Genomic DNA, 26,367 nt, shown 5'->3' with positions numbered 1-26,367 from the left:
GCTCACACTCGCATCACAACCCAAAGGAAATCAAAATGTCTGTTTTTACCCATGTCACTGTCGGTACCAATGACCTTGCCAAAGCACGGACCTTCTATGATGGTGTTCTGAAAGAAATTGGTCTCAACCGTATTGCCGACCTTGATGAATCCGGCTCCATTTGGGGCGTGGATAAACCGTCGTTCTTCGTGCTCAAACCCGCCAATGGCAATCCTGCCAACGTTGGCAATGGCGTGACTGTCAGCTTCGAAGCGCCTAATCGCGCTGCGGTACATGCCTTCCACGAAACCGCACTCGCCGCCGGTGGCATCTGTGAAGGCGAACCGGGTTCGCGTAACTGGGCTGAAAATGCCTATGCCGCTTACGCCCGGGACCTTGATGGCAACAAACTGGCTGTCTATTGCTTCAAGGCCGAATGATCGCAACCGTCTGACGCCTTCTGCAGTGAAGGCCCTTCAGCGGGCCTTCACTGTTATCCCCTGCCCTGGCTACATTCCGCGCCGCGCAACCTCAGCGCCTGCATTCACTGCCCGCCCCACAATGGATTCGATGTTCTGATCGGCCATCGACTGCAGCGCTGCTGCCGTCACGCCTCGGTAAGCCATCAACGACTCAATCATTTGCTGCGGATCGCGGCTAGCAAGCATCTGGCCGCCCCCCACCACCACGCCTTGTGCAGCGCGCTGCGCGATGGCAAGGGGAATTCCCGCAGCCACCGCCTGATTAGTCAGTGCCATTTGCAACATTGCCGGGAAGGCCGGCCCCGTCCCGGACAACGCGCTGAGGTAATCAATACAGTCTTCATCAGACACTTCGTCCGCTGAACCTACGCACTCGAACAGTCGCTGCACCCACTTGCGGTCGCGCTCTGGAAGGTTTCCGACACTGTACCAAGGCGTGAACGACTGCCCGATTTCCACGGCAGCATTCGGCATGGCCCGCACCACGACATCCGCACCGGTGGCCGCGCTGATGGCTGCCGCAGGAACTCCAGCCATCAGGGAAATCACCAGTTTGCCGCGGGCGTTGATCTGCAGTTCACGAAACTGCTCCGGCCGGATGGACAGCACTACAATGTCGCTGATATCCACCAACTGCTGGTTGTCAGCCAGCAGCCTCACGCCTGGCTCGAAGGTACTGACCCCGGAGCGGTTCGAGATCAATAAACGGTCAGGCCCGATGAACCCGCTATCGAGCAGCGCCTCGGCGATTGCGCGCCCGAGCCAGCCGGTGCCCCCGATGATGCCCAGCGTTCTATTCTCCATCGGCAGTGGACTCCTCGAATGTTTCGACCAAGGGAACGAAAATGCCGGGCTCTTTTTCTGCGTAGCCGAACTTTCCATAAAAGCGGTCCAGTTCGCGTCGCTTCGGTACTTTGCCGGTAAACACGCTCACGTATTGAGGAATCCGTCGAAATCGAACGACGATATCTTCATTGGTTTTCATGGAGATGTAGCCGATTTGTGTGAGGTAGATCGTCCTGGCCCGAACGTCAGCCCCCTCGCCGTCGTAGCCAAACCGTCGGAACATCGCGGCCAAGGCATTCATCCGTGCCTCATCGGCCAAGGCGATTTCAGCAGTGACCTCGTCCGATTGCAGCGCCCAACTGCGCACGGCAAATTCGAATTGCGAGTCGAACATCTCAGGGTTCACCCAGCACTCGAAGACGTTCAGAATTGCTTCGGAAATACTTTCTGCATAACTCTCGCACTGGCTGACCATACCGCCAGTGTTCTTGTCCCGCCATCGAGCGAGGAGCGCCGCTAGCAGCTGTTCCCGATCTTCATAGAACCAGTAGAAGCTGGTACGAGACAAATTCAAGCGTTTGGCCAGCGGCATCACCCGCACAGCATCCACACCCGACTCTTTAAGAGCATCGTAGGCGGCGTCTAGCCAACCATTGACGGAGCCTCGCCAGCCTGCGTCCTGCGCTTTGGTTTTCGCCCTTCCTGTCTGTGACATTCGGGTTGACCTTTCTTTGAAAATTCCTCGTCACTGTACACCCCAGGATCTGTGCCGTACACGGCATGTACATAGGCGTACATTTTCGAGACGTTCGTTCGTCAAATCAACGAACCTGAATCAATTCACTGGTCAAAAAAACGTGGATCCCACACAAAAAAAAAGCGGCGCACGAAGTACTTCATGCGCCGCGCTGCTGGAGATCAACTCAGCGATAGATCGCTACGGGTTCACCGACGACGTCCCGATTGATCGTGATGCCCAATCCTGGGGTCTGGGGGGCACGGATACGGCCATCCACCACGGGAATGTCGACGTGCGCCGTGATCGGTGGATACATATCGCGCGTATCTAGCACGCAGCGCAGATATCGGTGCGGGATAGATTGCCCGAGGTGAGTCAGCGCAGCGAACGCTACCTGTGAGCCAGCGGTCTCCTGGACGCTCATCGTCAAGCCGGAGGTCATGCACATGTCGCGCAGACGTCGGGCTCTGGTCAGGCCGCCATGCTTGGAAACTTTCAGACCAATACCGTCCGCAGCCTTCTCGCTGATCAGTTGCATCACCGAAGCTTCATCCGTCGCCAGCTCGTCCATGATCAGCGGCACATTGGTTCGCTGGCGCAGGGACAGGTGCTCAGCCCAGGTGGCGCATGGCGCCTCAAGCACGAAGTCCAGCCCGGATGGCAGCAGCTTCAGCATGCGCAATGCATGTTCTACCGTCAGGCCACCGTTGCAATCAACGATGAAGTATTCCTCGGGACGGGCATCTGCAAGGGATGCCTCAATGCGCGCGGCATCCAGCGCGGGCCCACCCTCCTCCGGTGTCGCGCCGACCTTCACCGAATGCCCCAGGTATCCTTGCTTTCGAGTCTGAGCAACTCGACGTCGCATGTCTTCAGGATCGCCGGCATAGGTCGAGTCGATAATCGGCATGGACAGTCCTGTACTGCCCCCCAGCAGTTCACACACCGGCATCCCGACCGCTTTGCCCAGAATGTCCCAGCAGGCCACATCAATCGCAGCTTTCGCATGAAGGTGGCCCATCAAGGTGCTGTCCATGAGATCGTTGATACGGTCAACCTGACGGGGATCCCGGCCAATGAGCAGGTCCGCCATTTCGGCGATACCCGCCCTCACACCCAGCGCGTGCGCTGCAATATAGTTCGGGCCAAAAGGCGTCGACTCGCCCCAGCCTTCAAGGCCAGTGTCTGTGCGAATACACACTATCGTGGAGTCAAAACTTGTGTAAGTACGGCCGCCTGACAGCTTATAAACGCCGCCAGCATAGGGCAGATCGACTTGATGAACTTCAATTTCAATGATCTTCACAAACACTCTCCTTATTCTTATTCATTGGGCGCTCACTCTGTGAATTAAACGACCCAAGTGTTATCAGCAAAAATATTGAGGCGGGCAAACTGCAACTTGTAGCTTTCTACTTATAGAAAACCTTAGCAGCTGATACCCCCTGCCCATAATGATATTTTAGCTCGATAAATGATGACTTCAGGTCATGACGGCAGGCGTCCCGTTGGATCACGCACTATGACAATGATCGATGCTCTTACAGAGAATGGGCTGACAGCCAACCTGGATTCACCCCACGCCGACCGGCCTGAGCGCGACTTCAAAAGCTCGATTCAGAATTTTTTGATAACGCCACGTTATCTTTGGTCCAGTAAAAAAGTTGCTAGACGCTGTGGTCCATTGAAATTAAATAATGGCAGCGCCAAAGAACTATCAGGTAGGTTGCCCTATGAGATTCAATAATAAAGTGGTGGTCATTACCGGCGCTGCCGGCGGTGTCGGACAGGCGTTAGCGTTATTGTTCGCCCGAGAAGGCGCAAAGCTTGTTTTGTCTGATCTTGACGAAGCCGGTTGCAAATCAATTTCCGCAAAAGTTCGTGACCTGGGCGCCGACGTGCACTACGTGGCAGGCGATTTACGCCGAAAAGAATATTGCGAAGCAATTGTCCAAACTGCCGTCGATGTTTTTTCAGGAATCGATATCGTATTGAACAATGCGGGCATCATTCCTCGCGGCACGATAGAGGAAACCACTGACGACATGTGGTTCGATGCCATGGGCGTAAACCTGAATGCAGTGTTCTTCATCTGCCGTGCCGCGATACCGCACATGAAAAATCGCCCGGGTGCCGCAATCGTCAACACATCATCTGTCTGGGGCATTTATCCAGGCCCCGCCCACGTGGCGTATTGCACAAGCAAAGGGGCCGTCGCGGCTTTAACCAAGAATCTGGGCCGCGATTGCGCCCCTTTGGGCATCCGCGTCAATGCCGTCTGCCCGCACGAAATCAACACCCCGATGTTACGCAGCGGCTTTGAGCGTCGCGGCCTTGATCCGGATAAGGCCGTGCAAGAACTGAACAAGAGCGTGCCATTAGGCCGTATTGCCGAGCCTGAAGACATTGCGGATGTTATCGCATTTCTGGCGTCCGACGAGGCCAGGTACATCGCCGGTGAAACGGTAGAAGTCACAGGCGCCAAGCCGGTATCCGGCTAAGGAGAGGTAGCGATGCTCAACGGAAAAAATGTAGTGGTGACCGGGGGCGGCAGAGGGATTGGTCGAGGCATCACCGAACAATTGCTTGAGGCGGGAGCTTCTGTGTTGATCGCTCAGCGCCAGGCACTGGACGACGACTTGCGAGATCACCCCCGAGTCTATTTCGTCGAGGCTGATCTCGCCTCGATGGAGTCACCCGGTTTGATTGCACAGTTCGCCCAGGAGCAGCTTGGCGGAATCGATGTATTGGTTAACAACGCCGGGTTCATGTTCGAGAAATCCATTGATGATATGACCGAACAGGACTGGGATCGCATGATGGCAGTCAATCTGCGGGCGCCAGCATTCTTGTGCAAGGCGTTGGTGCCCCAGATGCGTCTGCGAGGCGGTGGCAGCATCATCAACATCGGGTCGATCGAAGGGATAGGCGCCAACCCTGAACATGCCGCGTACTGTGCCTCCAAGGCTGGCATCCATGGGCTGACCCGAGCCTTGGCAGTCGATCTCGGCCGGGACCGCATCCGCTGCAATGCCATTGCTCCGGGTTGGATCAATTCCGAGTTGAGTGATGCATACCTCGCGGCTCAAGATGATCCGCGTGCGGCGCGCCAGGCACTCCTGCGCCTTCACCCGGTCGGACGTACCGGATTGCCGGCGGATGTTGGCGGGACAGTCGTTTTCCTGGCCTCCGAATCATCGGCCTTCATCACCGGGCAAGTGCTGGTGGTGGATGGGGGTCGCACGGCGAAACTGCCACTGCCGTTTTGATCGAATCAACCTGACTTGCGGCGGAGGGGTCACCCACCCACCTCCGTTGCAGGTTGCGCGGAGCCAGACTGTTGTGGCCCGCGGCAACATTTTGCACATTGACGATCAGCCGTAATGTCTACAACGCAGACCCGGCACAACTCCACAAGGCAATAGAAAGGCGTACTGCATGTCACGCCTTCGCTTTAATCGCATACAGCCCACCAATAATTACCAACGCTGCTCCAACAACCACCCACAAATCAGGGTGCTCGGCAAAAACGATCACACCGATCAACGTGGCGAACACCAGAAGCGCATAGTTGAAAGGCTGCAGCGTAGAAGCGGTAGCGTATTTCAGTGCTTGAATGAGGAGAATCTGAGCGATTACTCCCGTCAATGACAGGATCCCCATCAAGAGGCCTTGGACGGGAGTCGGAGTAACCCATGCGGGTAGCCCCGCAAATGTGACCGTCAGCGCACCCACAGTTGCCATAAAAAGCATGTTCGTAGCAAAGGAGTCGTGCTGGCTAATCCGGCGCGTCAGTACGTTGAACACCGCGAACGCCAAAGCAGCCAGCAACGGGATCAGTGCCGCGAGCTCAAAGACGCTCGCGCCTGGTCGGAGAATGATCAATGTGCCGGTGAACCCTATGGCCGCTGCAACCCAGCGCCGCAGACCTATGAACTCCCCAAGCACTGTCCCCGCCAGGGCCAGTGTCATCAGTGGAAATACGGCATAGAGCGCGTGCATTTCGGCCAGGCCCAAATATCGTAGCCCCACCGCAAACAGTAGGGTTTCACCTACGGCTAACAGTGCTCGAATGATTTGCAGCCAAGGGTGCTTACTCCGAAACGATTCCTTGACCCGCCCCAGGTAGGCGGCATATCCGAGGGCAAAAACGACAAACACCCAATAACGCACCATGACCAGTTGGGCGACCGGGAAGTCTTTGACAAGCACCTTGGTTATGCCGTCCTGGCTCGCAAAGATAAGCATTGAAAGCAGGCATAAGAAGATACCGAGTTGGGGCCTTGCGACCCCAGGACTAGCAGCAACGGTGGGCGCAGCATTTTTTGTTCGGTCACACTTCAATCGCAACTCGGTCATGCCCTCCTCCTTAAAATTTCTGCGACAGCCCGTTTTTTACTTCACCAGCCGCATTTCTCTCGATGGCCGGTAACCAAAATACGAGCTGTAGCATTTACTGAAATGGCTCGGCGAAACAAAGCCGCATGCGACCAGCACATCAACCTGAGACAGCTCAGTGTGCTGAAGCAATCGCCGTGCTTCGGTAATGCGTAATTCCAGGTAATACCGTTGCGGTGTGGTACCCAGTTGTTCTTTGAACAAGCGCTCTATTTGTCGACGGGAACGTCCGGCATAGACCGCCAGTTGGTCCATTTGCAACGGCTCTTCAAGGTTGGCGTCCATCAGCTTGACCACCTCTTTAAGGGGGGCGCTCAACGAGATGTTCTGTGTCGGTTTGATACGCCGATACCGCGATTCTTCGAAAGACAGAATGTCTTCGATGCCCTCGACAAGCGCCTTGCCGTGCAGCCCTTTGATCCACTCGAGAGCCATATGAAAAGCACCCGCCGGACTCGAGGCCGTGAGCCGGTCGCGATCCATGACAAATGCTTCACTGGTGACATGCGTGACTTTTGAGATTTCTGCGAGCGCGGGTCGGTGCTCGGGGTGAATCGCACAACGATACCCTTCAAGCAAACCTGACACGCCCAAAAACCACGCCCCATTCCACAGCCCGGCCAGTGTGATACCCAGTTCTGATGCCATTTTGAGGAGGCTGATCAGCTCGTGATTGACTTTGAGTTCGGTGCGGTAGCCGCCGCATATGACCAGCAAATTAAGGTCTTTGAGTGCTGCGAAGTCCAAACGCGCATCCGGTCGAATGACCAGGCCAAGGTCGCTGGTGACCTCTCCGTCCTGCACCCCGAAGGTTCGTGAAGAGAACAACGTGGGACGCAAGAGGTTGGCAGTGACAATCGTATCCAGAGCTTGCGTAAATGCAGGCAGCGAAAAGTTTTCGAGCAGTAAAAATCCTGCCCGGGCATGAGCCTTCGGCTCACCCCGAGTCTCTTCCACATAGCGCAGGTTTTTACCTTTCATACACCCACTGAAATCTCGTCGCTCGATCACGTTACGCCTCGCTTCTTTACTCTAACGAACGCACTGTCTATGCGAGCTGGAAACCGTGGGCCAGAGGGTCTTTGTCATCAACGAAAATGGTGTTGTGACCTATCACTTCAGCCCAGCCGCTGACACTTGGATTCATGCCGTCAAAGGTTCCGACTTTTACTGATGCCTCAACCTTTCCTTCGTAGATCGTACCGATCAGACTTTCGAGTCGATAAACGTCGCCGACGTTCAGCCGCCCCTTTGCGAAGAGCTGAGCCATCCGGGCCGAGGTACCGGTGCCGCCGGGAGAACGATCAATAGCTTTATCACCGTAGAACACGGCACAGCGTCCATGCACGGTTCTGCTCTGTGGTTTGTCACACCAGATGATGTGATGAACACCACTGATTCTGCTGTTCTCTGGATGCACCGGGTCACAAATGGCCGAGAGCGCTGCGCGCAGCTTCTGGCTCAACCCCACGATGTCAGCCGTCGTCTGCCCTTCGAATCCAGCCCAGCACTCCTGTGGTTCGACCACCGCGTAGAAATTCCCGCCGTAGGCGATGTCCACCGTAAACGCACCAATACCAGGTACTTCCACCACCACATCGGCGCTGTGCAGGTAGCTGGATACGTTGAACAAGCGAATCGACTCAACAAATTCACCGCCCATGGTGTATTCGACATCGACCCGTCCCGCTGGTGTTTCAATGGCCAGTTTTCCCGGCTCACGAGGTGTCACCAAGCCTTCTTCAATGACCACGGTCGATAATCCGATGGTGCCCGCGCCACACATCGGCAGGCAGCCGCTGACTTCGATAAACAACGCACCGAAGTCACAGTCATCACGTACCGATGGATAGATGATGACGCCAGACATGATGTCGTGCCCCCGGGGCTCGAACATCAATGCGGTGCGCACCCAGTCGTGGTCGCGCACGAAAATATCGCGCCGCTCCGCCATCGATACGGAGGGCATCAGCGGTGCTCCGCCCGCTACGACCCGAACCGGGTTGCCGCAAGCGTGCGAATCAATGCAAAAAAAGCTGCGTCTCATACTGATGCCCTTTCAAAGGAGTTTGCTGGGAGAGTGACGCTGCAACGCGCCCCGTGACAGTCGATCCAGCAGCAGCGCAATAGCGACAATGGCCAAACCTGCTCGCAGCCCCAGGCCCATCTCCATTCTGGAGAGGCCACGGGTCACTTCAGCCCCCAGACCGCCTGCCCCCACCAGACCGGCCAACACCACCATCGCCAGCGACATGAGGATGCATTGGTTCAGGCCTACCAACAGCGTGGGTGCAGCAGTTGGCAGTTCGATTTTGAACAGAATGTCTTTAGGTGAAGCACCGGATGCCTGGCCCAACTCAAGGAGATCCTTGGGTAACTGCTTGAAGGCAAGGGTCGTCAATCTGAGCATCGGCGGGATGCCGTAAACAATCGTTGCAATGATCGCGGGCACCCGCCCCAAGCTGAACAGCATCACTGCGGGGATCAGGTAAACCCAGGGCGGTACCGTTTGCATGATGTTCAGAATCGGCAGCAACGCTTCATCTACACGCTTCACCCGGGCAGCTAGAACCCCCAGCGGGAAAGCGATGGCCACCGAGATCAGGACCGCCACACTGACGAGCGCGATCGTCTGGATGGACGCGATCCACAGGCCTGCGAACAAACAGAAAGCCAACATCACCGCAGCGAAAACAGCGACCCGCTTATTGGCAAAAAAGAACGCTGCGACGACGACAATACCGATGAATAAATACGGATGGGGAGCAAGCAGCGCTCCCTCCACTGCACCGAGTACCGCCTCAACGACCTGACTGATCCCTTTGAACAAGCCATGTAAATTCGTGTTCAGCCAATCAACGGCAGGCGCCAGGTAATCGCCTGGAGAAAATTGAATGTGCGTTGTCATTGAGATGCCCCCACCCGCGACTGTGCGGCGCTCTGCGCCAGACGATCCAGAATCATGGTCAGAATGACGATAGCGATGGCTGCGTTGATCGACTTGGCGATATCCAAAGTACGAACGGACCCGTAAATCGCCTCGCCCAAACCGCCCGAACCTACAATGCCGGCAATAACAACCATGCCGAATGCCATCATCAGGCTTTGGTTAACGCCGGCCATGATGCTGGGCATGGCGAACGGTAAGCGGATCTTGAAAAACATCTGCATTCCAGTTACGCCGCTGGCATCTCCCAATTCGATGAACTCCTTGGGCGTCATGCGAATACCCAGGGAGGTCAGTCGTAGAGCAGGGGGAAGCGCGACGATAAAAGTCGCCAACAGCGCCGTGGCGGGGCCGTAGCCGAGCAGCGCAATGGCCGGTAGCAAGTAGATGTAGGGCGGCATCGTCTGGATCAAATCCAGACAAGGATCAACCACACGATCAAAGGCCGGCGCCAGACCCGCGACGACTCCCAGCGGAATGGCGACCGTCAGTGCCAACACAGTAGCGGTGAGCACCAGTGCAAGCGTACTGACTGTCTCTGGCCACAAACCGATGAGGTCGCACAGCAACAATGCCAGACCTGAGAGAATCGCGAAGCGGACGCCGACCACACGCCAGCCAATCAACGCCAGGACAATCGCCACGACGTAATGCGCGGGATAAGCGATACACCACAGCACGCCTTGGTAAATGCCATTCAGCACCGCATTGACGGCATCGAACACGAACTCGCCATTATCTGAAAGCCATTCCAGCCCCGTATCAATGGATGCATCGAACTGACTGGAAAAATCCGGCGTGCTCATGCGGACGCCTCCATCGCATTGGCAGTTACTACGAGCGCCAATTCATTGGGAATACCTTGCACGCCCCGCAGCAGATCACGCGGGGTAATGATCCCCACCACTGTTCCGTTATCGACGACGGCGAGCGCGTCGCGCTCGGACTTCATCGTCAATCCGATAAGTTCGTTGATATCGGCGTCAAGCGAGGTTTTGGTGAGCCTGGAGATGTCACATGTCGGGTGAGCTGCCTTGTAGGCCTGGACCGACGTCATGACCGAGTGAGCCTTCACCAGATGCAGTCGGGAAATGCCGGCGACAAATTCCGCCACGTAGTCGTCAGCCGGATTGAGCACGATCTCCTCGGCGGTGCCGACCTGAATGATGGCGCCATCCTTCATGATCGCAATGCGATCACCAATGCGGATGGCCTCGTCCAGGTCGTGTGTAATAAACACCGCGGACTTGCCCAGTTCCTTGGTCAACTGGCGGAACTCATCCTGCAACTGTCGGCGAATCAGCGGATCAAGCGCGCTGAACGGCTCATCCATCAAAATCACTTCTGGATCGGCAGTCAGTGCGCGCGCCAGCCCGACTCGTTGCTGCATGCCCCCGGACAGCTCGCTGGGATAGCGCGAAGTCCACTCGCTCAATCCAACCTTCGCCAGCGCCTGCTCGGCCACTTTGTAACGCTCGGCCTTGCCCACACCCTGCACTTCCAGGCCAAACGCGGTGTTCTCAAGAACCGTACGGTTAGGTAGCAAGGCAACGCTTTGAAAGACCATACCGATGTGACGCGCCCTCACCTCTCGCAGCTGTGCCGGCGACAAGGATGAAACGTCTTTGCCTTTGACCAGCACCTTCCCCGAGCTAGGGGTGATCAGCTTGTTCAGCAGCCTAATAAGGGTGGATTTGCCACTGCCGGACAAACCCATGATGCAAAAGATTTCCCCCCGGCGAACCTGGAGACTGACATCGGAAACCCCGACCACGCAGCCGTAGTTTTGCAGGATCTGGGTCTTTGAAAGACCCTGCTGCACCACCGCATCCATGGCTGCCGGTGCATTTTTACCGAAGATTTTCCAAACCGACTGGCAATCTACCAGCACTTCGTCAGTATTAATTGTGGCCATTGTCATTTCGCAATCCATCGAACCAGTTGTTTGCTGGTTTCTTTAATTAATCAAAGGGCGGCAGTGGCAAACAAACAAAACTTAATAGTTCTTGATATTTCCCCAACGATTTACAAGATCGGTATGACTGTCAATCCAGCCCTTGATAGCCTCGTCCATGGTCTTGCCATCCTTGACTTCAGCATTCATCGCGGTGATGTCCGTGATAGGTACATATACGCTAGCCATTAGTTCACGCGCACGCGGATTGGCTTCAGCGAAGCCTTTGTGTCCGATCCAGTAATAACCCTGCAATGGTGGGAAGACCCCTTTTGGATCTTTCAAGAACTTGAGATCAAATTTCTTGGTCATCCACGATGGATCCCAGACGGTGACTGCCACCCATTCTTTGCGGTCGACTGCCGACTTCAAAGCCGCGGTCATGGCGGAAGTACTGCCTTCGACCAGCTTGAGCTTGATGTCGTACGCTTTGACCACGTTGTTCGCGTCACTCATCAGACCCGAACCAGGCTCGATGCCTATGATTCTGTTCCCCAGTTTGTCCGCGTTTGCATTCAGCTGTTCGATGGAGTCAATGTCTACGTAACTGGGTACTGCCATGCCCTGATAAAGACCAAAGGAGACCGGTGACAGCTTCTCGATTTTGTTCTTGTTCTTTTTCCAATAATCGGCGGCGGCGTAATCAATCTGGGAGGCCAACACCTGAATATCCCCTTTGCTGAGTGCAGCGTAGGCGATACCCCACTCGGAAAACTCCACGACTTTTACGGTATATCCAGCGTTCTCGAGTACCTTCTTGGTAATGCCGCTGATAGGCACCAAGTCCTCCCAAGACATGGTGCCCATTACTATGTTTTTTTCTTCAGCGTGTGCCTGCAAACTCATCACGCCCACAAACGCGAGCGCGCAGAATGCCTTCCAGATATTTCTCATGGATTATTCCGTTCTTATTAATGACTTTAAACCGCCTTTATTGGAAAAGCCGACGACTTAACTTGTTAGCCTTCTCGCCCGGCCCAAAACTCATGCCAGCGAATAACCGAACTGACGCCCAGTTTCGTTATTATCTTGGGGGGCAGCTTGCTGGGGCCTGGTGCGTGACTGAAGCTATCGAGAAACTCCGAACGCGTACCCGATGCCAACTCCGCAGCCATCACACCTGCCAGGGTGCTTTTCACAGTACCCAGTCCATTTTCGCAGCAAGCCGAGTACAGGTTTTCTTCAATTTCGCCAAATGCAGCTGCGCTGTTCCGACTCAGACACAGACGGCCGGCCCAACTGAATTCCAACGCAGTGGATTTCAATTCGGGAAAGCGGGCATCCAAGGAGTGTCGCTGTTCTTTGGCCACCGCAGCTACCCGCTCTGGAGTGACCTGGATACTCGGGTCATAGGTGAACTTTGTCCGGATGACGATACGCGAGAGACCGTCTGAAGAGATCTTGCGAACGGTCGCGCCCATTGGATCCGCCGGCAACAACGCCCACCTGGCTTTGCCCGGCACCTCTTTCCTGAATGCATCATCACTGTAAGCCGCCGTCATGGAAGCGTAAGTGAAGACGTGCAACAGGCGTCCTTGATAATGGCCAAAGTCTTCAATGTGCCCGTTAACCCCCAGGATGACCTTGGGTGCGTGCACCGTCCCGTTATGAGATCGAGCGCTCCAGCCACTTCCCTGCTTGGTCAATTCAATAATCGGAGAGCGTTCGAACAGCGTGATTTTCCCTTCGAGCCCTGCTGCCAGGTCTCGAATGTATTGCGCGGGTTGAATCATCACTGCGCCGGGCGTGTAGATCCCACCGTGGTAATAGGTGGACCCGGTGATTTCACGCATCTGCGTGGCATCAAACATCTCGAACTTTTCGCCAATGCGCTCAAGGGATTTGGCGTAATTGACGTTCAGCTTCAGTCCACGCTCAGTGGCAGCCGCGTTGATCTTCCCTGAAGGGTCGAAGGTGCCTGGGGACATGCCGTACTCGCGTGCGGCTTCCGCGGCAAAAGCAATTGCAAAACGATTTTGCGTGATTTCCAGCGCCGTTGCAGACTCACTCGCCACGGAGTATTCCCCGGACGACAGACTGTGCGGCACATCGATCATGAAACCAGAGTTTCTGCCCGACGGCCCCTTGGCGACTTCATGCGCATCGACCACAACAATGCTGTCACCCGGGTGTAGCTGTGAAAGTCTGCGAGCGGCAGACAGGCCGGCAAAACCGGCCCCGATAATCAGCCAGTCCGCCGTCACGTTTCCATCAAGCATGCGGACAGGCGCAGTGCGTGTGGAAATCGCCTCCCAACCTGAAACCCCGGTGTCTACCGGCAGGCGCTTGATGGTATGGGTGCTCATTTTTCGGTCTCTTCATCCGACCGATCAGACACATCGATCCAGATGGTTTTGATTTCGGTGTATTGATCGTGGGCAAAAATCGATTTGTCCCGACCGCCGAAGCCTGACTCTTTGTAGCCACCGAAAGGCGTGGATGCATCGCCCTCGCCAAAGCAGTTCACGGTGACGATGCCGGCGCGGATTTCCCGCGACAACTTGATTGCCCGCCGCAGACTGCCGGTGTAAACAGAGGCCGCCAGGCCATATACCGTGTCATTGGCCAGCGCAATGGCTTCGGAGATCGTGTTGAAGGAGGTGACCGAGAGAATCGGGCCGAAGATCTCTTCCTGGAACAGCCGGTTGTCTCGACCAACACCGTCAATCACCGTTGGCTCTACAAAGGCACCGTCTTTGGTCGCGCCACCGTAAACCACTTCAAGCTTTCCGGCGGCGGCGTGCTCAAGGTACGACTTCACTTTGGCAAAATGCTCTGGGCTGACAAGCGACCCTACGCGGTTCTGCGGATCGAGTGGATCGCCCATCTTCCATTCGCGGATGTAGGCGCCCATGCGCTCCAGCAGTTCGTCTTTAACAGACGCGTGGACGATCAGACGAGAAGTCGCGGAGCAGTTTTCGCCCATGTTCCAGAACGCGCCGTTGACGACATGCTGAGCAACGAGATCCAGATCCTGGGCATCGTCCATCACCACGGCCGGGTTTTTTCCGCCGCACTCAAGGACGATGCGCTTCAGGTTCGAATCGGCGGCGTAATGCAGGAAGCGTCGGCCGGTCGCGGTGGAACCGGTGAAGCTCACCATGTCGACGTCGTTATGCAAACCGATCGGCTCACCGACCTCTTTGCCCGTGCCGGTCACAATGTTGAGTACACCAGCGGGTATACCGGCTTCAAACGCCAGCTGAGCGACACGCAAGGTGGTCAGCGAGGTTTGTTCGGCAGGTTTGACGATGACCGAACAGCCAGCAGCAAGGGCTGGGCCGATTTTCCAGGCCAGCATCAGCAGTGGGAAGTTCCAGGGCAATACGCAGCCCACTACGCCGATTGGCTCCCGAACTACCATGGTCAGCGCGTCGCTGCCCACCGGGGCGGTGTTGTCATAAATCTTGTCGATCAGTTCTGCGTGCCAGCGGATCGTGTGGATGGTGTCCGGGATGTCGACCAACTGACATTCACTGACCGGTTTGCCGCTGTCGAGACTTTCGAGGACGGCCAGTTCGTGTTGATGGCTTTCAAGCAGGTTTGCAAACTTCAACAGAACCGCTTTGCGCTCCCGAGGAGAAATCGATCTCCAGCGTCCATCCTCAAAGGCCTCCTTGGCATTGCTCACCGCGAAGTCGACATCATCGGACGAACACGCTGCGACGTCGGTCAAAAAGTCACCGGTCGCCGGATTGTTCGTGGCGAAGGTTTTGCCCGAGATCGCGGGCTTGAACGCGCCATTGATGAACGCCTTGGATGGCAACGAAATGTCTTTGGCCAGAGCGGCATATTCGGCCTTGCTCAGAAGATCACCCATGGCTGGCTCCCGAAGAAATGTTGGCTACGTTACGTTTGAGTTCAGTAATGACCGACGCGAAGCGCTGCTTTTCGTCCGCCTCAAGTGGCTGCAATGGCAGGCGCACGTTACCGACTTTCAATCCGGCAACTTCGCAGCCGTACTTGATCGACTGCACGAACTTGCCACCGTCCAGGGCATTCATCAGCGGCATCATTGCCGACATGATTTGACGGCCTTTGTCGAAGTTCTTTTCGATCACGCAGGCTTCATAAAGCGCAACGTGTTCCCTGGGCAGGAAGTTGGAACCTGCGCACACCCAACTGCGGGCGCCCCAGGCAAAAAACTCGAGGGCCTGGTCGTCCCATCCGCAAGACAAGGCGATGTTGGGGAACTGCCGGGCCAGCATATGCACCTGGCCCATGTCGCCGGAACTTTCCTTGATGGCGACGACGTTTTTCGATTGGCTGACACGCGTGAAATACTCTTCATCCATCGACACACACATGCGCCCCGGATAGTTGTAAAGCATGATCGGCAAGTCCGCTGCGCGATCGATAGTGAGCGCGTGAATCGCGTTTTCCTGTGAGGTTGGCAGCGCATAAGGCGGAGTCGTGACGAGAATGGCGTCCGCTTTGATCGCTTTGGCATCCTTGGCGTACTGAACCGCATCTTCGGTGCGAATCGCCCCGGTACTGACGATCAGTTGCACCCGAGTGCCGATCACGTCTTTGGCGTAGGCCGCCAACTCGGTGCGCTCTTCGGCGGTCTGCGCATAATACTCGCCGGTCGACCCGCCAATAATAATGCCGTGCACTTTCGCCTCAATCAGCGACTCCAAAACTTCCGAGTATACATTCCAGTCAATCTCCCCATCAGAGTTATAAGGAGTTACTGCTGGCGTATAAATACCTTCAAATTTCAAGATAAATGCTCCGAATGCGAGTTAGGTGGAAGATCAACGAGCGCGTTAGCTTTGATGCCTGAGGCGCGATAAACATCTCCATGTTTTCACGGGACAGTTCCCAATGCTCAAACACGGGATCAACTACGGCACTTTGGTTAACTGTTGAATCCAGACTGGCATGGGCAAAGAAGGCGGTCAATAGAGTGGATTGCTGGCGTATACATCTCTAGAGGGGTGCTTCATACATACTGAAAAATAATTTCTCCTTTGTTTTCAATGATTTGAAATTTTCGCATCAGCGCCCCGACGTCAATCGATAACATTTGTTTATGCATTGATAAGAGTAAATGTTTCTTGTTGATGCATGATTGTCGTCGTAGCCTTACAACAGCGATATTCTACCGACGAATTGGATAAGAGATTTCTCGTACATTCGTTCCATTAATTAGAATCTGTCTGCCCGGGCTTGAATAAGGCGCAGTAGAAAAATTGCTATTGATGCAACATCGGCATTACAGAAATGTCTGCATTAGTAAGGATTCGCGGATAGAAGCAGCACGGTTTGATGGGCTTGCATCCACAGACGGTACTGCGAACTCAAGACCGTTTGGCCTCACCTCGCTGAGCAGGCTGAATGTGTCGCCCCTTTGGTATTTTGGAGTGTGTTGACCGTGAGCACTAAATCGGCAGTTTCAAATCTTATCGCGCAGCGTAAGCCTGACCACGCGCTGCCAGGTGCCCTTTATAGCGATCCAGACGTTTACAGGCAGGATCTGGAACAGATCTGGCACAAAAGCTGGATTTTCGCAGGGCACACATTTGAGCTGGAGAAGTCGGGTCAGTACCTGTCGCTGCAAATCGGCGATTACCCTGTCGCTATCGTGCGCGGCGCAGACAAGCAGATTCGGGCCTTCCACAACGCCTGCCGACATCGCGGTTCCAAGGTGTGCCCGGAAGCCAGCGGCAAGGTCGCCAAGCTGGTGTGCCCTTACCACAAATGGACATTCGAGCTGGATGGCCGCCTGCTGTTCGCCGGGAACATGGCGGAGGATTTCGACAAGTCTCAGCATGGGTTGAAACCCGTGCATTGTGAGGTCGTTGAAACCTACATCTATGTGTGCGTCGCTGATGTCGCCCCAGACTTTTCGTCGTTCAGAAAATCTCTGACGCCTTTCGTTGCGCCTCATAACCTGGACGACTGCAAAGTCGCGTTTGAGTCGAACATCATCGAGAAAGGCAACTGGAAACTGGTTTTCGAGAACAACCGCGAGTGTTACCACTGCGATTTTACTCACCCGGAATTGATGAACTCATTCGTGGACAACCCATCAGTGGGCGGCGCCGGCGGCGATGAAGATCTCGAACTCAAAGAGCACTGGGATCGCTGCGAAGCTGCAGGTTTGCCTAGCCGATTGGTCATGGATGATGAAGGTCGTTTCCGAATGACGCGCATCCCGCTGTTTTCCGGGGCGGTCAGCTACACCATGGATGGCAAGCCTGCGGTCGCTGGCCGGTTGGACACAACCGGTGAAGCCAACATCGGTGCCCTGCTTTATTTCAACTACCCATCAACCTGGAACCACTTTCTGGGCGATCACGCGCTGAGCTTCCGCGTCCTGCCCCTTGGTCCGGGCGAGACAATGGTCACTACAAAATGGCTCGTCAAGAAGGACGCGCAGAAAGGTGTCGACTACGACATCGATCGCTTGACCAAGGTTTGGCTTGCAACCAATGACCAGGATCGCACCTTGGTTGAAGGCGCACAGGTCGGCGTCAGCTCTCCTGCTTATGAGCCAGGCCCATTGTCGGTGGCCAGCGAAATTGGTGTGTGCCAGTTTGATGATTGGTACTGCAAAACGATGCTTGAGCAGCTCAACGACACGATCCCGTTAAGATCTGTCGGCTAAGGACAACACTGCCGGTGGTGAGAACCACGAATGATCACCACCGGTACATCCACGCCATCCGAGTCACTGCTCCGCCAGTGCTCCTGTCTTCTAAACAGCTCCGGAAAACTGGGTGAGAATCCAGTCGCGTAGCCGACAACACGCGTCATCATTGATCCGGTCTTCTCGAAATGTCAGATAGTGCTGACTTTCATGGAGAACCACTTCTTCTTCGATCGGACGAATCAGCGTGCCGTTTTCGATCAGGTTTTCGACCAGGTGATTCCATCCCAGCGCTACGCCTTGATGGGTTAACACCATGCTAATCACCAGGTTGTAGTCATTCGCGTTGAAAACGTGAGGGCTGTCGTGGGGGCGTTTCTCGATATCAACATCGTGATAAGCCAGCCAAACGCCCCAGTCAACGTGCTCCGCTACCTGGGATCTGCCATAGGGACTGAGGTTTAGCAAAACCCCGTCGCGTATGCCTTCCAGGCTGGACAGTTCAGGGTGCTCCTCTTTGTAACGAGGCGTGCACACCGGGTAGATGACGTCATGAAACAACGGATAACTGCGGTAACCATCCTGAACCCTGGCCATTTTGGTGATGAAGATGTCCGGCGTTACCCCAGGTTCCATCGACAAGAAATTTTGAGTGGTTACCAGATTGAGGTCGATGTCTGCGTTCTTGGTAAAAAACCCCGGTAGCTTCGCTGCGAGCCAGAGGGCTGAAAACGCGGGAGAACAGCAAAGTGTCAACGTGCGCTTGCCTGCATTGTTGGTGCGAATGCGCTCCGCCGCTTGGGAAATGTTGACGAAAGAAATCTGTGCAGCATCAAAAAAAATGGTTCCGGCTTCCGTCAACTCGACTGCGCGCCCCACCCTCTTGAAGAGATCCACCCCAAGGTACGCCTCAAGTTCCCGAATCTGACGGCTGATTGCCGCTTGAGTAACGCACAGCGCTTCAGCCGCACGCGTAAAGCTCTGATATTTGGCGGCGGCTACGAATGACTTTACTGCTTTCAGAGACGGCATTTTCAGCAGCGTCATATCTGGATCGATGTGCTTAACCATAACCTAGAGTATTGAATATCCGGTTCGGGGCCATTTGGAGGGCCGTTGGGGACGAGATCGGCGAGAGGGTTCCACCTAGAGCCTACGCTGGAGCGTAGCTGAAATAGAGGGTCTAAGACAGGGCCAGCGGCAGTCGCCTTCGCAACCAGCACTGTCGCAGTCGCAAATTGATACGATTAATGGATTGATAACATGACGTTATTGATTGGCTGGAAGAAATGTTGTTAGACGCTGACTCTATAAGGTAATAACTTGGGTCTCAAGGAACTGCTTAATTCAGCGCCGATAAAACAACAATAATAAACATCACATAATAAAGAGGATGGTCACAATGACTAACTCCCAACCTTTCTCCCAGCTTGACTGCCCCCATAAGCACCGTCTTAACTGATTAAGATACGTATATCTAAATTCTTGATCTTACGTCGTATTTGCAGCAGGAGGGGTTATGAGTCTTGGTGACGAGATACTCTCAGTAAAAAACATTTACAAAGTCTTTGGCGCTCAGCCAAAGCTCGCGATGGAGATGCTGGCTCGCGGTGCTGATAAAAATGAAATTTTCAGCAAAACCGGTCAAGTCGTTGGCGTTTTCGACGCCAGTTTCTCCGTAAAACGTGGAGAGATTTTCGTCATCATGGGGCTTTCCGGTTCTGGAAAGTCGACCATGGTACGGTTGTTCAATCGACTGATCGAGCCAACCTCCGGAACGATCCATCTTAACGGCCAGGAAATCACCGGTCTGTCGGATGCTGATCTCCTCAGCGTTCGCCGCAAAGACATGAGCATGGTGTTTCAGTCGTTTGCCCTGATGCCCCACATGAGTGTGATCGACAATGTTGCTTTTGGCCTGGAAATCTCGGGTGTAGAGGAAAGTGAACGGCATAAACGCGCACTTGAGGCACTCAAACAGGTGGGGCTCGAGGGCCACGCCTATAGCTATCCGCACCAACTGTCCGGAGGCATGCAACAGCGGGTAGGCCTGGCCCGAGCGCTGGCCAACGACCCCGCCATCCTGCTGATGGACGAAGCCTTCTCGGCACTTGACCCGTTGATTCGCCACGAAATGCAGGGCGAACTGATCCGCCTGCAGGCAGAACAACATCGGACCATCATCTTCATCTCCCATGACATTGACGAAGCGATTCGCATCGGCCATCGAATTGCGATCATGGAGGGTGGCCGGGTAGTACAGATCGGTACCCCACAAGAGCTGCTGTGCAACCCCGCGAACGATTACGTCAGGGCTTTCTTCAAAGGCTTTGATGCCTCGAAGATCCTCAAGGCTGGTGATGTTGCCAAAATTTGCGCAGAGCATCCGTACGCCATGGATCAATCCACTCCTACGCTGCGCGACGATGTACTCCTGCAGGACGTCTTTCACATCGTTGCGGATGCAGTTAATCCGGTTGCCGTGCTGGATCGCCAGGGTGTGTTCAAAGGCACGATATCCAAGAGCCTACTGCTCCAGACAATGAGCCGTCACTAATAGGCTCTACTCGCTGGCTTGCCAGGCTCGGACATTCAGGTGATTAGCATGAACGAATTCAGTTTTCTAGACCCGTTTCAATCCATCAACGTCCCTTTGGGCCAATGGGTAGAAGTTGCCCTGAATTATATGGTCCATAATTTCCGCGAGATATTTCGCTCGATAAGATGGCCTATCGACCAGGTACTTAATGGTATTCAGTACGGATTGCTGGCTATTCCTCCGTCAATATTCATTATCATCGCGACGCTCTTTGGCTGGCAGGTAGGAGGGAGAAAAATAGGGATCCTGTGCTTCGTTACTCTCACTCTATTAGGCGTGATCGGCGTGTGGAATGACGCCATGATTACCCTCGCCCTGGTACTCACTTCACTGTTTTTCTGCGCAGTTATTGGCATACCGCTGGGTGTCCTGTGTGCCCGTAGTGACCGACTGGAGATGCTTCTGCGTCCGGTACTCGACGCCATGCAAACACTGCCAGCATTTGTTTATCTGGTACCCGTCGTGATGCTGTTCGGTATCGGGAACGTACCAGGTGTACTGGTCACGATTATTTTTTCGGTAGCACCACTGGTCAGGCTTACCAATCTGGGAATTCGCCAAGTGCCGGAAGATAAGGTTGAGGCCGCCCGGGCTTTCGGATGTACCCCACGCCAGATGCTGAGGCGAGTTCAACTTCCTTTAGCTGCACCGACGATCATGGCGGGTCTGAATCAGGCATTAATGTTGTCACTTTCCATGGTGGTGATCGCATCAATGATTTCGGTTGGCGGGTTGGGAATGATGGTACTTCGCGGGATTGGCCGCCTTGATATGGGCTTGGCAACCGTCGGTGGATTGGGGCTGGTATTGCTGGCGATTTTCCTTGACCGCCTGACCCAGGCAATGGGCGAACGCAGTAACAGGGCAACCAAAGGTGAGCACTGGTACCAGACAGGTCCGGCGGGTGTCATTTATCGCCTAAAGAGAAAAAACACTGTTACGAAAATAGAAGTCAGTCCCAAAGAAAGCTAACTCCGCTAGTCGGCGCGTCGTGAACCAAAAGAAATGCCAACTTCGTAATCCAGCCAAGGTAAACAATAATGAACTTCACAACAGTCGGAATAAAACAGAAATTCATTCATTCTGTGGCGCTTTTAGTACTAGCGGTTTCACCTGTTTTCGCATCGGCCGCCACGGCACAGCTGCCCGGAAAAGGGGTATCAATCACTCCCATTTTCCCGTCAATCGCCGAAGAGCGATTCCGCGGAGAGATTGCAATGGCGGGTCTCAAGGAATTGGGCTACGACGTTGAGACACCCAAGGAAACCGAGTACTCCACCATGATGGTAGCAATTTCCAATGGTGACGCTGATTTCTCGGTACATCTGTGGGAAGAGCTGCACAAATCTTTCTACCAGAAGGCCGGCGGCGATGAGACGATGGTGAAAACCGGCGACATTATGCCGGGCGTGTTGCAGGGCTACATGATCGATAAGAAAACGGCCGATGAGTATCACATCACCAATATCGAAGATTTGAAAAAGCCAGAAATTGCCAAATTGTTCGATAGTAATGGCGACGGTAAAGCCGACCTGACAGGTTGTAACCCCGGTTGGGGCTGTGAGCTGATCATTGCCCACCATATGAAAGCCTATGGCCTGGAAAAAACAGTCACAAATAACCAGGGCTCCTACTTTGCATTGATGGCTGACACCATCGCTCGCTATAAACAAGGCAAGCCGATTCTCTATTACACCTGGGTGCCTCAGTGGATCTCCGGTGTTCTGGTCGAAGGCAAAGATGTTGTGTGGCTAACCGTGCCGCGTACTGATCTTCCAGGTGGCAAAAACGATGTCAACACTACCTTCAATGGTAAAAACCTTGGTTTCGCGGTAGACAGTGTCAAAGCGGTAATCAACAAAGAGTTCGCCGAGAAAAATCCGGCTGCCGTGAAGTTCCTGTCTGAAATGCAGATCACTACCGACGATGAAAGCGCGCAAAATCTCAAAATGCACAATGGTGAGAAAAGTGCAGCTGACATTACCCGACACGCCAAAGAATGGATCGCGGCCCATCGCGCGAAATACGACAGCTGGCTGGCAGACGCACGCGCCGCGGCAAATACCGCCACCGCAAAGAATTAGTCCCTTCTTATAAAGCTGCGTAAAAGGTTGCCCTTCACCGGGCAACTTTTTTATCCGTTTCGGCGTTCATCACTCGGGAATATTGAAATGCAGTTGTATTCATTCGTCCAGAATTTCAGTTACAAGGACGCGCCCCTGCATACACGCGAGTTGGTTAAAACTTGCCTGCTCGACATCATTGGTGTGGCCGCCGGTGCTCGCGACAATCAAACCAGCGTGATGCTCAAAACCTACGCTGACACCCACTACTCTGCCAACAAGCAGTCCAGCCGCCTTTGGTTCGACGGCAGAGCCGTACATCCATTGGGCGCCGCGTATGCAGGTGGCTTCTGTGTTGATAGCCTGGATGCACATGAAGGTCACTTCACCTCCAAGGGGCATGCGGGTGCAACCGTAGTCCCGGCCATTGTTGCATTGGTAGATGCGTATCGCAGTCAGGGCAAAGACATCAGCGGCGAGGAATTCCTCAGCGCCCTGTGCATCGGTTACGAGACCGCCTTGCGGGCGGGCCAGGCATTGATGGCCACTGCCCCTGAGTATCATGCGTCAGGTGCCTTTTCCGGGATCGGGGTCGTTTGCGCTGGCGCCCGCTTGCTGAAGCTTGATGAAACGACGTTCCGTCATGCACTGGGTATCGCGGAATATTTTGGCCCCAGGTGTCCGATGATGCGCCTGGTGAGTTTTCCGACGATGTTGCGTGACGCCCACGGTGCCGGTGCGTATGCCGGATTGAACGCACTACTGATGGCACAGCTCGGTGTCACCGGCGCTCCAGCCGCCACCGTTGAACCTTTGGAGATTTCCACTTTCTGGCAGGACATCGGAGCCCGCTGGGAGATCGACGAGCAATATTTCAAACCGTGGCCCGTCTGTCGCTGGGCGCAACCGGCACTCACGGCCATGACCGATTTGATGCGAGCACATCCAGTCATCACTGCTGAATTGATCGAGGCCATAGATGTCGAAACATTCCACGAGTCTGTGTGTTTGCAGGGGCATTTTCCGAAGAATGCGGACGAGGCCCAATATGCGCTGGCGTTCCCGCTGGCTGCCTTGATCGTTCGCGGGAAGCTGGGCCCTAAAGAGGTCACCGGAGATTCCATTCATGCGCCCGACATCTTGAGTATCAGCGAGAAAATAACTCTTCATGAGGCGCCTGACTTGTCCGCCAGGTTCCCAGAGGAAATTCTGTCCCGCGTCACGGTTACCCTGAAAGACGGCACGCGTCTTACGAGCCCGACCGCGACAGCCAAGGGCGACCCCGGCAACCCTATGTCGAGCGACGAACTCACTGCTAAGTACCATTTACTGGCTGATGACAGCTTGGGAACCACACTCAGCAATGCCATCAAGAACAGTGTTGAAGCCTTGCCCGGTAGTGATGACTGCCAATCATTCTTTGATTTGTTGCTGTCCGCTCCAAAAGCCGCTGCCTAGTTTGCGCAACGGTTTCTTGGCTATTTGTAAAGGTGTCAAAGAGGATTTATGCCATTCGTATTCGAGAGCGTGCTCAAAGACAAAAACATGGGGTACTCCTATACGGCGGAGAAACCAGTAAAGCCGCAGGCGGTGACTCGTGTAGCTTTCGTACTTTTGAATAATTTCTCAATGATGTCGTTCACCGGCGCTATCGATGCACTGGTGACCGCCAACCTGATTAGCGAAACACCAGCGTTTGAAGTGTTGACTGTCGGCATCAGGAGCCGTCTGGTGATGAGCGATCTGGGAATTGCGATTTCAGCAGACCTGGAGCTATCACAACTACCGGATCGTATCGATGTTCTCATCGTCGCCGGTGGGTTGCGAGTGAAGCTGATCAGCGACCCGCTATTACGGCGCAAGCTGCGTAACGTCGCCTCTCTTGGTGCGACCATGGGCGGTTTGTGGAACGGTGCATTTTTCCTGGCGGAAGCTCAGCTAATGGACGGTGTCGAGTGTGCCTTCCATCCCGATGGACGAGCGATGATGGAGGATGTCTTCCCCAAGGTGCTGGTCTCTTGTCGAACGCACGTAATCGATCGAAACCGCATCACGTGCGCCGGCGCCAGCAGCTCGTTACGCATGATGCTGGAGCTCATCACCGCTAAACAAGGCGTGTCGTTGACCCATGCTGTCGAGGAAATACTCAGTTGCGATCAAACCACTGAAGTGTCTGGGATATCGACTGTAATCGTTGACTCTGACCCCACCTTGCCACAAACCCTGAAGCTCGCTTTAGAACTGATGCAAAAGAATATCGAAGAGCCCCTTTCGATCGACGAGCTGGCTGAATGTGTGAACATTTCCCGACGACAATTGGAGCGTCGCTTCTGCCGTTTCGTGGGTGCTACGCCCACACGCTACTACCTTGAGCTGCGCTTGACTCGAGCGCGGCAGCTTATTCTTCAGAGCAATCGGCCGATCACCGATATCGCGATTGCGACCGGCTTCTGTAGTTTCGCCAACTTCCATATGCGCTTCCGTGACTTCTTTGGCGTCGCGCCAAGCAGTTATCGAGCAACGTATGAGCGCAGGCGCTAAGTTTTCCGAAACCCGGGCACGCGACAAACATACGAAACCCGCACCGTCTAAGCCGAGTAAACGATGGCTAGCATCATCGACAAGGATTACCGAAAATTATGAATGCTCCATCGCCGGTGTTGGTACCCGCGGCTAACCACAGTGAGCGGATGTCTACACGCATCGCCTTCCTTATCGCAGGCTTACTCATGTCCGCATGGGCGCCTCTGGTTCCATTGGTTAAAGCCCGCGCTGGCCTGGACGATGGTGGCCTGGGGTTGCTGCTGCTTGGCCTGGGCGGTGGATCTATTGTGGCCATGCCCTTCGCTGGATATCTCACTGCACACTATGGATGCAGACCGGTCGTAATCTGGGCGACGATTGTCTTGTGTGCCGTTTTTCCGCTGTTGAGCACCGTGGCGTGGCTGCCTGGCCTGGTCATCGCTGTCGTTATCTTCGGGGCCAGCATGGGCATGCTTGATTGCGCCATGAACATACAGTCCGTCATCGTCGAGAAAAACAGCGGGCAGGCACTTCAGTCCGGCTTCCATGGCCTGTATAGCGTCGGAGGCATATTGGGCGCCGGGGCGATGACTGCTCTGCTGACCTTCGGTCTGGATCCGTTGATTGCCGCGCTCTGCATCGTTGCCACAGTTTTGGGAGCGCTTTACAAGGCAGCGCCTGCTTTGCTGACTTATGGCACTGAACGGGGTGGACCCATGTTCGCGGTGCCCAAGGGTATCGTGCTGTTTTTAGGGGCACTCTGCTTCATCGTCTTCCTCACTGAAGGCGCAATCCTCGACTGGAGCGCGGTTTTCCTTGTCTCGAGCCGAGGGTTAGAGCCGAGCATCGCCGGCTTGGGCTACGCCTCCTTCGCCGCTGCGATGACGGTGGGCCGCCTGACAGGAGATGCCATCGTCAGCAAACTGGGGGGCGTGCGTGTCGTTGCGCTTGGCGGACTCTGCGCAGCCGCAGGCATCATCGTGTCGCTTGGAATCGAGGGCTGGGCCGCGTCCTTGATTGGCTACGCTCTGGTCGGTGCTGGATGCTCAAACATTGTCCCTGTGCTCTTTACTGCTGTAGGCCGTCAGCAACGTATGCCACAGGCGGTAGCCATCCCCGCTGTCATCTCGATGGGCTACGCGGGGATTCTGATAGGTCCCGTATTTATCGGAGCCGTCGCCCATCTGAGCACCTTGTCATTCGCTCTTGGCTGCGTAAGTGTTCTGCTGGTTTTTGTCAGTGCGACAGCACGATCACTTCGCAATTAACCGAATCTTTTCAGGCGCGCTTTCAACCCAAAAA

The 26,367-nt window shown here is 54.8% G+C and carries 24 protein-coding genes; 10 read left to right on the top strand and 14 right to left on the bottom strand.

Features of this window, described 5'->3' with window-relative positions; translation table 11 throughout:
• The first annotated feature begins 35 nt into the window (after nucleotides 1–35).
• Nucleotides 36–419 (top strand): VOC family protein, encoded by a 384-nt coding sequence (locus ASC74_RS12450; protein ID WP_056741639.1) that lies wholly within the window; start codon nucleotides 36–38, stop codon nucleotides 417–419.
• A gap of 69 nt (nucleotides 420–488) precedes the next feature.
• Here the strand turns inward: ASC74_RS12450 and ASC74_RS12445 are convergent, their stop codons facing one another.
• The 3 genes from ASC74_RS12445 to ASC74_RS12435 all read right to left on the bottom strand — a co-directional run bounded on the left by ASC74_RS12445 (nucleotide 489) and on the right by ASC74_RS12435 (nucleotide 3,292).
• Nucleotides 489–1,265: a pyrroline-5-carboxylate reductase family protein gene (locus tag ASC74_RS12445; protein WP_056741638.1), complete on the bottom strand. Its 777-nt coding sequence runs from the start codon at nucleotides 1,263–1,265 to the stop codon at nucleotides 489–491.
• Nucleotides 1,255–1,962 carry a TetR/AcrR family transcriptional regulator gene (locus ASC74_RS12440; protein WP_056741637.1) on the bottom strand — a complete coding sequence of 236 codons (708 nt, stop codon included), beginning with the start codon at nucleotides 1,960–1,962 and terminating at the stop codon, nucleotides 1,255–1,257. The genes ASC74_RS12445 and ASC74_RS12440 overlap by 11 nt, the downstream gene beginning before the upstream one ends.
• Nucleotides 1,963–2,170: 208 nt before the next feature.
• Nucleotides 2,171–3,292 carry a mandelate racemase/muconate lactonizing enzyme family protein gene (locus tag ASC74_RS12435; protein WP_056741636.1) on the bottom strand — a complete coding sequence of 374 codons (1,122 nt, stop codon included), beginning with the start codon at nucleotides 3,290–3,292 and terminating at the stop codon, nucleotides 2,171–2,173.
• Nucleotides 3,293–3,719: 427 nt separating this feature from the next.
• Here ASC74_RS12435 and ASC74_RS12430 point away from each other — a divergent pair, with 427 nt between their 5' ends.
• The gene (locus tag ASC74_RS12430; RefSeq protein ID WP_056741635.1) at nucleotides 3,720–4,487 is read left to right on the top strand and encodes an SDR family NAD(P)-dependent oxidoreductase; all 768 of its coding nucleotides are present in this window, start codon (nucleotides 3,720–3,722) and stop codon (nucleotides 4,485–4,487) included.
• A gap of 12 nt (nucleotides 4,488–4,499) precedes the next feature.
• Nucleotides 4,500–5,255 (top strand): SDR family NAD(P)-dependent oxidoreductase, encoded by a 756-nt coding sequence (locus ASC74_RS12425; protein ID WP_056741634.1) that lies wholly within the window; start codon nucleotides 4,500–4,502, stop codon nucleotides 5,253–5,255.
• A gap of 172 nt (nucleotides 5,256–5,427) precedes the next feature.
• Here ASC74_RS12425 and ASC74_RS12420 read toward each other — a convergent pair whose 3' ends face one another.
• The 10 genes from ASC74_RS12420 to ASC74_RS12375 all read right to left on the bottom strand — a co-directional run bounded on the left by ASC74_RS12420 (nucleotide 5,428) and on the right by ASC74_RS12375 (nucleotide 16,009).
• Complete coding sequence (locus ASC74_RS12420; RefSeq protein WP_082555811.1) at nucleotides 5,428–6,345, bottom strand: DMT family transporter; 918 nt, start codon at nucleotides 6,343–6,345, stop codon at nucleotides 5,428–5,430.
• A gap of 36 nt (nucleotides 6,346–6,381) precedes the next feature.
• Nucleotides 6,382–7,395, bottom strand: a complete 1,014-nt coding sequence (locus ASC74_RS12415; protein WP_177338854.1) for a GlxA family transcriptional regulator — start codon at nucleotides 7,393–7,395, stop codon at nucleotides 6,382–6,384.
• Nucleotides 7,396–7,432: 37 nt separating this feature from the next.
• On the bottom strand, nucleotides 7,433–8,431 hold the full coding sequence (locus ASC74_RS12410; protein WP_056741632.1) for a 4-hydroxyproline epimerase: 999 nt from the start codon (nucleotides 8,429–8,431) through the stop codon (nucleotides 7,433–7,435).
• 12 nt (nucleotides 8,432–8,443) lie between these two features.
• Nucleotides 8,444–9,292 (bottom strand): ABC transporter permease, encoded by an 849-nt coding sequence (locus ASC74_RS12405; protein WP_056741631.1) that lies wholly within the window; start codon nucleotides 9,290–9,292, stop codon nucleotides 8,444–8,446.
• Nucleotides 9,289–10,137 (bottom strand): ABC transporter permease, encoded by an 849-nt coding sequence (locus ASC74_RS12400; RefSeq protein WP_056741630.1) that lies wholly within the window; start codon nucleotides 10,135–10,137, stop codon nucleotides 9,289–9,291. Before ASC74_RS12400 ends, ASC74_RS12405 begins: the two co-directional genes overlap by 4 nt.
• On the bottom strand, nucleotides 10,134–11,252 hold the full coding sequence (locus ASC74_RS12395) for a quaternary amine ABC transporter ATP-binding protein (protein WP_056741629.1): 1,119 nt from the start codon (nucleotides 11,250–11,252) through the stop codon (nucleotides 10,134–10,136). The genes ASC74_RS12400 and ASC74_RS12395 overlap by 4 nt, the downstream gene beginning before the upstream one ends.
• Before the next feature lie 75 nt (nucleotides 11,253–11,327).
• Nucleotides 11,328–12,179 carry a glycine betaine ABC transporter substrate-binding protein gene (locus tag ASC74_RS12390; RefSeq protein WP_056741628.1) on the bottom strand — a complete coding sequence of 284 codons (852 nt, stop codon included), beginning with the start codon at nucleotides 12,177–12,179 and terminating at the stop codon, nucleotides 11,328–11,330.
• Nucleotides 12,180–12,244: 65 nt separating this feature from the next.
• Nucleotides 12,245–13,591 (bottom strand): NAD(P)/FAD-dependent oxidoreductase, encoded by a 1,347-nt coding sequence (locus tag ASC74_RS12385; protein ID WP_056741627.1) that lies wholly within the window; start codon nucleotides 13,589–13,591, stop codon nucleotides 12,245–12,247.
• Nucleotides 13,588–15,105, bottom strand: coding sequence for an aldehyde dehydrogenase (locus ASC74_RS12380; protein WP_056741626.1), 1,518 nt, complete (start codon nucleotides 15,103–15,105; stop codon nucleotides 13,588–13,590). The genes ASC74_RS12385 and ASC74_RS12380 overlap by 4 nt, the downstream gene beginning before the upstream one ends.
• Entirely contained in the window at nucleotides 15,098–16,009 is a 912-nt protein-coding gene (locus ASC74_RS12375; protein ID WP_056741625.1) for a dihydrodipicolinate synthase family protein, read from the bottom strand. Before ASC74_RS12375 ends, ASC74_RS12380 begins: the two co-directional genes overlap by 8 nt.
• A 653-nt stretch (nucleotides 16,010–16,662) precedes the next feature.
• Here ASC74_RS12375 and ASC74_RS12370 point away from each other — a divergent pair.
• A complete protein-coding gene (locus tag ASC74_RS12370) occupies nucleotides 16,663–17,898 on the top strand; it encodes an aromatic ring-hydroxylating oxygenase subunit alpha (protein WP_056741624.1) in 1,236 nt (411 codons plus the stop codon).
• 90 nt (nucleotides 17,899–17,988) lie between these two features.
• Here the strand turns inward: ASC74_RS12370 and ASC74_RS12365 are convergent, their stop codons facing one another.
• A complete protein-coding gene (locus ASC74_RS12365; protein ID WP_056741623.1) occupies nucleotides 17,989–18,951 on the bottom strand; it encodes a LysR family transcriptional regulator in 963 nt (320 codons plus the stop codon).
• Between the two features lie 448 nt (nucleotides 18,952–19,399).
• Here ASC74_RS12365 and ASC74_RS12360 point away from each other — a divergent pair, with 448 nt between their 5' ends.
• The 6 genes from ASC74_RS12360 to ASC74_RS12335 all read left to right on the top strand — a co-directional run bounded on the left by ASC74_RS12360 (nucleotide 19,400) and on the right by ASC74_RS12335 (nucleotide 26,333).
• On the top strand, nucleotides 19,400–20,437 hold the full coding sequence (locus ASC74_RS12360; RefSeq protein WP_056741622.1) for a quaternary amine ABC transporter ATP-binding protein: 1,038 nt from the start codon (nucleotides 19,400–19,402) through the stop codon (nucleotides 20,435–20,437).
• A 48-nt stretch (nucleotides 20,438–20,485) separates the two neighbouring features.
• Entirely contained in the window at nucleotides 20,486–21,451 is a 966-nt protein-coding gene (gene proW / locus ASC74_RS12355; protein ID WP_056741621.1) for a glycine betaine/L-proline ABC transporter permease ProW, read from the top strand.
• Nucleotides 21,452–21,519: 68 nt separating this feature from the next.
• Complete coding sequence (proX, locus tag ASC74_RS12350) at nucleotides 21,520–22,563, top strand: glycine betaine/L-proline ABC transporter substrate-binding protein ProX (protein WP_162247442.1); 1,044 nt, start codon at nucleotides 21,520–21,522, stop codon at nucleotides 22,561–22,563.
• A gap of 87 nt (nucleotides 22,564–22,650) precedes the next feature.
• Nucleotides 22,651–24,000: an MmgE/PrpD family protein gene (locus tag ASC74_RS12345; protein WP_056741619.1), complete on the top strand. Its 1,350-nt coding sequence runs from the start codon at nucleotides 22,651–22,653 to the stop codon at nucleotides 23,998–24,000.
• A gap of 48 nt (nucleotides 24,001–24,048) precedes the next feature.
• The gene (locus ASC74_RS12340) at nucleotides 24,049–25,083 is read left to right on the top strand and encodes a GlxA family transcriptional regulator (protein ID WP_056741618.1); all 1,035 of its coding nucleotides are present in this window, start codon (nucleotides 24,049–24,051) and stop codon (nucleotides 25,081–25,083) included.
• Between the two features lie 98 nt (nucleotides 25,084–25,181).
• Complete coding sequence (locus tag ASC74_RS12335; protein WP_056741617.1) at nucleotides 25,182–26,333, top strand: MFS transporter; 1,152 nt, start codon at nucleotides 25,182–25,184, stop codon at nucleotides 26,331–26,333.
• The last annotated feature ends 34 nt before the right edge of the window (nucleotides 26,334–26,367 follow it).

Source organism: Pseudomonas sp. Root329, from assembly GCF_001424925.1.
GTDB lineage: Bacteria > Pseudomonadota > Gammaproteobacteria > Pseudomonadales > Pseudomonadaceae > Aquipseudomonas > Aquipseudomonas arabinosi.
Note: the sequence above shows the minus strand (reverse complement) of the source record. Positions and strands in the feature narration are given on the sequence as shown.